This window comes from Alteromonas sp. CNT1-28, assembly GCF_022348345.1.
Taxonomy (GTDB): Bacteria; Pseudomonadota; Gammaproteobacteria; order Enterobacterales; family Alteromonadaceae; genus Alteromonas; species Alteromonas macleodii.
On sequence record NZ_JAKREZ010000060.1, the window covers coordinates 1 to 8202 of the forward strand.

Below are 8202 nucleotides of genomic sequence, written 5' to 3' on the forward strand. Positions count from 1 at the left end.
GGCGATTGATCTGATCACCAAACGTCATGAATGTTCCTATCTTTTTTATCTTATTGATATCGCAATATTATTTGTGGGGATACCTCAGGGTCAGAGTACATTATTCCGCTAGGTTACCAACCAAGCGCTAAGCTTTTTGAGAGCGGGGCAATTAAAGTTACTCTGACCCCATAATTCGTGATTAGTCGTGAAGCGATGGATCTGGTGCAACCATTTCGGCTTCTTTTTTGTGTTCAGGGACATCCACTTTACCCGAGGCTATGACTTCGCCTTCCTGCCATAGCTTCCACTCACCCCGTTCGTAGATATCCCACTGTTCATCGTTTGTTAGCGGTTCAGTAGCAATAATGCTCACTACATCTTTTGGCGTGGTTTCAGCTGCAAAATCAATTTCCACCTCTACATCACTCAAACAAGCGGGGCCAAAAGGTGCTCTGCGGGTAATGCTAGCTAACTTTGTACTACAGAACGTAAATAACCAGTCGCCATTGCTCAGCAAGCAATTGAATACACCTTGCTGAGCGTACTCCTTTGCAAGTGAAACTAACGTTTCAGCTAACTGCTCAGGCATAGCGTCTCGAGGGAGGTTTTGCCTAACGTTATTCATAATATCGCAGAAAAGCTCTTCGCTATCGGTACCCCCAACTGCTTCGTAAACACCCGTCCGGCGCGAGAAATTAGGTAGTTGTCCGTTGTGCGCAAACACCCAGTATCGCCCCCACAGTTCGCGAGTAAAGGGATGCGTGTTAGCTAAGTTAATGTTACCCACATTAGCCTGACGAATATGGCAAATCGCATTCTTGCTTTTTATAGGCAACTTCGAAACAAAGTCTGCGATGGGTGATGTGGCGCAAGGCTCGGGATCGTGAAACATACGCACGCCCTTCCCTTCATAAAAAGCAACGCCCCAGCCGTCTTTATGCGGCCCTGTTTCACCACCGCGGCGAGTCAGCCCGGTAAAACTAAAACATAGGTCAGTAGGAGTGTTCGCACTCATGCCTAAAAGTTCACACACAACGTTTGTCACCTATAGCAGTTATTTCATTAAGTATGTCGAGAATACGCAAGCACTCGAGCCGAATCAATTCGACATTGGTCCGTAATAAAGGAGAAGCGGCAGACTTTACAACTCATTCACCTTTTTAAAGCCAATGACCTTCATACCACTTTATTTTAATTGAATTGCGTAAAAACGTCCGTTTTATGTTTACCTCCCCTTTCATTTATTATTAATAATAATGATAATCAATTACAAACAAACTATTCTTTCATATTTATGATGCGCTACCACTCTTTCTCGATTTATTCGCTTTTCGTCATTGTTATGTGTTCGGTGTTATTACCTTACACTTCTTTTGCTAACGAGGTTTCGCCTTCAACTCATATCGCTAATTCTAGGAACAACAAGGTAAATCAAACCTTTAAGCATTTATTAAGCGAACATCAAATCGTGGCAATTGGTGATATACACGGCTCCGCAGCACCGACAGAGCTCTTAATCAACGCTCTGTCTGATCGTGATATCTTTGAGAGTGTCGACGTTATTGTGACTGAGTTCGGTAATAGCCATTACCAGCCCGAGTTGGATGATTATCTGCTTAACCCCAATACAAAGGTTTCACTGCAAGAGTTAGAGCCTTTGTGGCAGGACAGTATTTATTTCATGGCGTGGCAATATAGGCATTACCGACATTTTGTGCAGAAACTAAGGTTACTCAATGCATCGTCAAACCATAAAGTGCGCATAGCTCTAGCTGAACCAGAGTTTAAATGGGAAGGATTGAGCAAAGAGCAATGGCAGTCTCTCACCAAAACACGCATTGTTAACTATGAAAAAACTGTGAAGCAGATAGCTGAACAAAACGATAAAGCGATTCTTCTGTTTGGCGCAATGCATACATTAAAGCAGACTGTATCGTTAAAGCGGGGAGAAGCAATCAATGAGTTTGTGCCCTTTACTTCTAAGCTTAAGGACCTAAATATTGCGACAGTATGGACCCACTTTTCCACATCGACAATACCCGATATTTCTACTCCTACGCTTGTTTTGCTTAACGAAAAGAGTGAATTGAACTCCCCTTTATCCAGCATTTCAGCACGATTTGCAGACGGCACGAATCAAAAGCTTTCAGACGTTGCTGACGCATACTATTACCCGGGTCCTTTGAACCGTCATGCGCCAGTGCCTTCACATATTAAACAAAACAGCCAATGGCACCACGAAATGAATCGGCGCGCCGCAATAGTTGACGAACGAGTCTCAGCACAAATCGCTAAGCAATTAGCTGAATGGCAAGCCGAAACCAACTAGCATTTTGAGATCATGGGGTCAGAGTACTTTTTAGTAATGTACTCTGACCCCATTTATTCGGTGTTAAGCTGACAAATCTCATGTAGTGCTGACGGGTCGTCGACACTGAGATAAAGTGTGTCCATCGGCTCAATAAAAGTCGCTAAACCAGAGTAATACTTTTGTTCTGAAACAAAAGTAAGTTTAACGTTTGCGTTGCCTCTACCGAAATGGAACTGTTCTTTTGTTGAAGCAGCCGTCCAACTGCCTGTTTCTACTTGTTTAATATTGGAAAGTGGAATAACAGTCATTCCCCACCACGAATTATTCACCATAAGCTTATCTTTTATAAGGTAAACAGAGTAATGCTTGCTGACTCTGTAGTTAGCAATAAACATCACTATGAGGTAAAAAACCAAGGTTGCCACCACAATGGCAACCGTTTCACTCCAAAGTGCTATGGCGAGATAACTTGCATACGTCGCAACTACAAGCGCTACACAAACCAGTGACACATGCCACCACTGTGCGGACCATAAATGCAGATTGGCTATGGCGGGAACATGGTTTCTACTAAAACGAGGAATGGCGTAGTACCAACTGGCGGGCTCATGAGCAAACATAAGTGCCAACTCTAACTTCTTTGCTTCTTTTGACCCTTTTTCATAAATGTTATCGCCTTCATATTGTTCCAGCATATGAATTCGCGGATCGCCAGAGAGCTTTCGAGCCCCCCACAACGCTTTAACTATCGTTACCAGAAGGAGAATTTCTATCACCATCAATACGGCAATAATCGGATATTTAAGATAGGTAATGAATTCAAAGTAATAGGCTAACTGCTCTGGATAGTTATAGCGTGCGACCAAACTACTTAAAGAAAGAACTAACACTAATTTCCACAAAGCCTGATTGCCAATTTGAATGATCCAGAAATAGTAAAGTACAGGCAAAAAGACAAAATATGCCAACGTAACAAGCAAGGTATTTCGCCAATGTGCATTAGCCCAAATACTTTCAAAGGAGAGGGTTATTTCAGGAAGTGTTTCAGGTAAAAATAACGTTCCTACATAAAAGCAGGCAGCAGCAACTATTAGAAAAGCTATTCGGTATTTAACAGGTTTGCGCATAATTCATCCCTGATGCGTTAAACAAGCTGGCTGAATGCTTAACCAGCGATACTACCAACCATACTGAAAATGCGCCGAAACCAAAAGCGTAAATCGTAAAACAAATGGGGTCAGAGTACATTACTTAGAAATGTACTCCGACCCCATTAATTTAATGTACTCTGACCCCATTTTTTAAGCAGCTTTCACTTTGGGAGAGTCTTCGTGCTCAGTAGCGTTGCTTTGAGTATCGCTTTTTGTGCTGCTTGATTCGTCTGTAGTTTGGCTATCGCGTACGTTTTTCTGCACCGTAATAGCGGAGAAAAGGCTTAATATGAAGGCCATGCCGAAGAAGCCTTTTTCACTTAATAAAAGCTCAGCATTTAATAAGCCAATTACCAACAATACGATGGCTGATGCAGTAGCTACAGCTGATGCAAGGAAGTATGCTTTGGTCGCTGGCACACCTTCCATTTTATCGCGTACCGTTTTTTGTAAGCTCACCACAGAAAACAAGCCAAATAACATAATGGTGAAGTAATAACCTTTTTCATTAAGCGCCATTGGGGCATTGTAAAGGCCGATAAAATAAGCGGCTACACCCACAACTAGGGCTGCCAGTGAAGCTATTCGAAATGCTTTCGTTGGTTTATTCTGAGTCTGCATTATTAAATTCCTCGATAATAGTTGTCTCACCGTTACTCGCAAAAATAACTGCCTTTTCCGATAAATCGTATTTCTGCATGTAACGAGCAAGGCTTCCAAATGTAGTTGTTTCCACCTTACGACCGTGATCGGACAGCGTCACGCCGTCGCTGAACATACTCGCCAAGCCAAGTTTGGCGCGGCTCATGTTTACTTTTTGCGGCGTAAAATATGCCTTTGCATTAGCTTTTAGCTGGGCTATATCTGTGGTGGAGTACACCGCAGCATTGAGCACATCTAGGGTGTACTCGGTGCAGTTTTGTCGTTCACTGTTAAATGGGTTAGCAACCACTGAATAGCGTGGGTTATGCAACAATTTTGCTCTATCTTCGCTGTACATACTTATAAGCGCTTGCTGCACGGCAACCGAGGGGATAACCAGGCCTGCCTCGAGCGCATAAGCACTCCAGAAAAAATCTACAGGATAATCGGTAACTAGATGACTCACGTCTTGTTCATCAGCATCTTGATACAAATTATGGATTGCATAGCCTTTAGCAGTCTCTCCATTATCTAGCTGAATGCTTGAGTAGATAGCAATAGCAGTGTGCGTGAAGCGAATGCCCTCCGGCATGTCTTCAATCGGTCTGCCTCGCCTTGCAATAATGAAGGCACGAGCTCCTTGGCTTGCCGCATACTTTTCTACTTCTTTAGAAAAAATGGCAATGGCTTCAGATGAAAATGAAGGCTTTCCATGCTGCTGACTACCTGCCAAAGCGTGATTAGCGTTAGCAGTAAGTAGTACCAAAGCCACAGCTATTGAATACAAAAATGTTTTCATACTCTTCCCTGCTTAAATTCTCTCGACTTGCACTGAATAAGAGCCACCTAAAGCGCTAGATGCACAACACTTCGCTGTAGCAGTTTTTTAACAAGCTACAGCTACTTTTTTAGCTTCCAGTCGCGCTTCAAAGTTCGAGCAATTAATTTACCGTTAGCGTTTAGTTGTGGTAGTGGTAGTAGTCGTTGTTGTGTTAGTGGTCGCAACGACTTTGTTTGGCGCAGGGTCTGCAGTAATGATCGTTTCGGTAACCACTAACGGCTGGTTATTATTAACGGAGGACTGATGGCTAGCTCCGTGAATACTGCGGCTACTCTCGTCAATCACACTTTCAGCAACTGCGCTACCTGCCACTACAGCACTGCCGGTTAGTATCACCGGAACAGCAACTACTGCACTCGCTACTGACGCCGTCGTTGCTAGGCCTTCAGATGCAGCAAGCGCGCTATGTTTACTGGCTTTGCCACTGTGGTCGATGGAATCATCTGCCATTACAGAATGGGTAAGAAGCGCACTACTTAATAGTGCAGTTAACATCAATGTTGAACGCGAATTTTTCATATCACTTGCTCCTAGTATGTAAAGGCGAGATGTGCCTGAACATGTTCTACACTAGAACCAAGAATAAATTTCGTAAACCGCAATCGCTGATGTAGTATCAAATTACACCACAAGTATAATTATTTAATACCATGAGCCAAATTAACCTTGTTTACGACACGCTTAAACAATGTTTACGAGAGCAGCGATTTACCTACAAACAGATCGCACAGAAACTGAACGTAAGCGAGGCCAGCGTAAAACGAAATTTCTCTTTACAGGCTTTCAGCCTCGATAAACTGGAACAGATTTGTGAATGTCTAAATTTGTCATTAAGCGACCTTTTTAGCCTGTCGCAAAAGCAGCAGGAAAAAATATCACAGCTGTCTGAGAAGCAAGAAATGGAGCTACTTGCCAATCCCAAGCTACTGCTTGCAGCCGTATGTGTGCGTGATGGCTGGCGATTCTCGGAAATCATCAAGCACTACAATATTTCTGAGGTCGAGGGCATTAAGCTAATGACAACCTTAGACAAACTTAAGCTTATAGAGCTGTTACCGAACAACCGCTACAAGCTACTTATTGCGCAAAACTTTCGCTGGATCCCTGGCGGCCCGCTAGAGAAGTTTATGGAACAGGAAGTAATGGTGAAGTTTATGGATCCAAAGAAAAACGAGCCATGGATGTTCCGTTTCTATTTACGCGGCCGCTATTCTCAGACCTCGGTTTCGATTATTCAGCGCCGTCTTGAACAACTGCGACAAGAAGCCGCAAAACTCAGCAGCGAAGATAATGCCCTACCAATTGAAGAACGTCAGCACATTGGTCTTTTAATGGCGATGCGGCCTTGGGAGCCTTCACTTTTTGAAAACATGAAGCGAAAATAACCCTGTCGAAGTATATTTGGGGGGTCAGAGTACATTAAATAGAAAAGTACTCTGACCCCATTAGTTTTCTGCTCAGAAAAGTAATCCGACCCCATTTTTTGCTACTCAGAAATGTACTCTGACCCCATTATTGGGAGGCGCTTTTTGCCTGCATGGTGACGGGTGCTCTGTTGGAGACCAGCAGGTAAACCATGCTGGCGATGATTAACCCTACAAACCATGCGTAGGCGTAAAGCGTATCGAAAACGGCTGGCACATTTTCTACGAAGCCTGCGGCATGAAGAAAACCTGGGATATTGGGTAAAATGCCAATAATAAGTGCAGTCACACCCGCCATGTTCCAACCGTTGTTCGCGCCATATTCGCCAGCGTGTTGAAATAGCGCATCTATGTTTAAGGTCGATTTTCTTAAGATAAAATAGTCGGCAATTAGAATACCCGCGATAGGGCCAAGTAGCGCAGAATATCCCGTAAGCCACGTAAATAAATAGCCACCCGCGGTTTCAAGAAGCTTCCAAGGGAAGATAGCGACGCCGATACCAGCGGTTATATAGCCGCCCATTTTGAAGCTTATTTTTGAAGGCGCCATATTCGAAAATCCATAGGCTGGGGCTACCATGTTAGCGGCTAAATTTGTGGTTAACGTTGCAAGTGCTAATGCTGCAAGCGCCAGCACTACACCCATGCCTCCCATTCGACCGGCAAGTGCCACAGGGTCCCATATGGCTTCACCATAAATGGTGACCGTTGCTGACGTTACCGCTACACCGATAAAGGCAAATAGCGCCATGGGTAATGGCAAGCCAATAGCTTGGCCTAACATTTGGTCTTTTTGTGATTTTGCAAAACGCGTGAAATCGGGAATGTTCAACGCCATGGTTGCCCAGAAGCCCACCATAGAGGTTAAGCCCGCGAAGAAGGCTGTCCAAAACTGCCCTTCTTTGGCTCCACCTTCCACAAATTGAGATGGCGTTGACAACATTTCGCCAAACCCACCAGCATTAACGTATGCCCAACCAAGAAGCGCTAAGCCCATTAAGATCAAAAATGGTGCAGCAAAAGTTTCAAGCCAACGAATAGATTCGGTACCGTGTTTTATAAAAACCAAGTGCATCGCCCAGAAAGCGAAGAAGCACAGAGTTTGTGTGATATCGATACCTAAAAACGGTAACGCTTGCCCTACAAATGCGTCGCCGCTGACGCTGTTTAAAATAACGTAAATAGCACTGCCGCCTACCCATGTGTTAATTCCAAACCACCCACATGCCACAAGTCCACGAGCCAGTGCAGGAATCTTCGCGCCTTTGGTGCCAAATGCGCTACGTAACAAAACAGGAAAAGGTAAGCCGTATTTTGCACCTGCATGACCAATTAGCATCATAGGTACAAGCACGATGATGTTGCCCAACAGTACAGTGATAACCGCTTGATACCAATTCATGCCTTCTGATACCAGGCCGGCAGATAAGAGGTAAGTAGGTACACAAACCACCATCGCAACCCATAATGCCGCATAGTCTTTCCACACCCAGGTTCTGGTTTCCGCGTTGGTTGGCGCTAAATCTTCATTCCATAAATCGCCATCGTAATGGGAAGGTTTTGTCATGGTCTGATTGTTGGTGTTATCCACGATCTATTTCCTTATTGGGTTTGCTATTACTTGTTGCTTCTTTTTACACAGCGTCATGCTCGGCAAAGCGGTAGGTTAAAAAATGCATCAGCGCTCTCAACGGCGTAACGATTAGATTAGAGGCTCGCTGCTAACCTTTATTGGGGCCTGCTGATCTTTGGTGTACAACAAAGGTCAACGATGGAATGGTCTCCCCCCTCAAACGGCATCGCAATGTGCCAAACTTGGAATTGAACAATCAAGTTAACAAGGTGAGGAGA

General features: G+C 44.1%; 8 protein-coding genes. 2 read left to right on the forward strand and 6 right to left on the reverse strand.

Annotation, left to right across the window (positions count from 1 at the left end; translation table 11 throughout):
- Positions 1-181 precede the first annotated feature (181 nt).
- Positions 182-1015: a class II glutamine amidotransferase gene (locus MHN02_RS20765; protein ID WP_239247870.1), complete on the reverse strand. Its 834-nt coding sequence runs from the start codon at positions 1013-1015 to the stop codon at positions 182-184.
- A gap of 435 nt (positions 1016-1450) precedes the next feature.
- Here MHN02_RS20765 and MHN02_RS20770 point away from each other — a divergent pair, with 435 nt between their 5' ends.
- Positions 1451-2311 (forward strand): hypothetical protein, encoded by an 861-nt coding sequence (locus MHN02_RS20770; RefSeq protein WP_239247872.1) that lies wholly within the window; start codon positions 1451-1453, stop codon positions 2309-2311.
- A gap of 53 nt (positions 2312-2364) precedes the next feature.
- On the opposite strand, the gene MHN02_RS20775 is transcribed toward MHN02_RS20770, so the two are convergent.
- From MHN02_RS20775 to MHN02_RS20790, 4 genes are all read right to left on the reverse strand, one after another.
- Complete coding sequence (locus MHN02_RS20775; RefSeq protein ID WP_239247874.1) at positions 2365-3420, reverse strand: hypothetical protein; 1056 nt, start codon at positions 3418-3420, stop codon at positions 2365-2367.
- 174 nt (positions 3421-3594) lie between these two features.
- On the reverse strand, positions 3595-4065 hold the full coding sequence (gene yiaA / locus MHN02_RS20780) for an inner membrane protein YiaA (protein WP_101565923.1): 471 nt from the start codon (positions 4063-4065) through the stop codon (positions 3595-3597).
- Positions 4049-4885 (reverse strand): DUF2145 domain-containing protein, encoded by an 837-nt coding sequence (locus MHN02_RS20785; RefSeq protein WP_239247876.1) that lies wholly within the window; start codon positions 4883-4885, stop codon positions 4049-4051. The genes yiaA and MHN02_RS20785 overlap by 17 nt, the downstream gene beginning before the upstream one ends.
- Positions 4886-5038: 153 nt before the next feature.
- Positions 5039-5446 carry a hypothetical protein gene (locus MHN02_RS20790; protein WP_014950770.1) on the reverse strand — a complete coding sequence of 136 codons (408 nt, stop codon included), beginning with the start codon at positions 5444-5446 and terminating at the stop codon, positions 5039-5041.
- 131 nt (positions 5447-5577) lie between these two features.
- Here MHN02_RS20790 and MHN02_RS20795 point away from each other — a divergent pair, with 131 nt between their 5' ends.
- Positions 5578-6312, forward strand: a complete 735-nt coding sequence (locus MHN02_RS20795; RefSeq protein WP_239240230.1) for a helix-turn-helix domain-containing protein — start codon at positions 5578-5580, stop codon at positions 6310-6312.
- A 127-nt stretch (positions 6313-6439) separates the two neighbouring features.
- Here the strand turns inward: MHN02_RS20795 and MHN02_RS20800 are convergent, their stop codons facing one another.
- Positions 6440-7942, reverse strand: coding sequence for an NCS1 family nucleobase:cation symporter-1 (locus MHN02_RS20800; protein ID WP_239247878.1), 1503 nt, complete (start codon positions 7940-7942; stop codon positions 6440-6442).
- Positions 7943-8202: the final 260 nt, after the last annotated feature.

What these genes read in the sequence shown, in the direction of transcription:
- MHN02_RS20795 (WP_239240230.1), top strand. Translation starts at nt 5,578, where the DNA reads ATGAGCCAAATTAACCTTGTTTACGACACGCTTAAACAATGTTTACGA.
- MHN02_RS20775 (WP_239247874.1), bottom strand. Translation starts at nt 3,420, where the DNA reads ATGCGCAAACCTGTTAAATACCGAATAGCTTTTCTAATAGTTGCTGCT.
- yiaA (WP_101565923.1), bottom strand. Translation starts at nt 4,065, where the DNA reads ATGCAGACTCAGAATAAACCAACGAAAGCATTTCGAATAGCTTCACTG.
- MHN02_RS20785 (WP_239247876.1), bottom strand. Translation starts at nt 4,885, where the DNA reads ATGAAAACATTTTTGTATTCAATAGCTGTGGCTTTGGTACTACTTACT.
- MHN02_RS20790 (WP_014950770.1), bottom strand. Translation starts at nt 5,446, where the DNA reads ATGAAAAATTCGCGTTCAACATTGATGTTAACTGCACTATTAAGTAGT.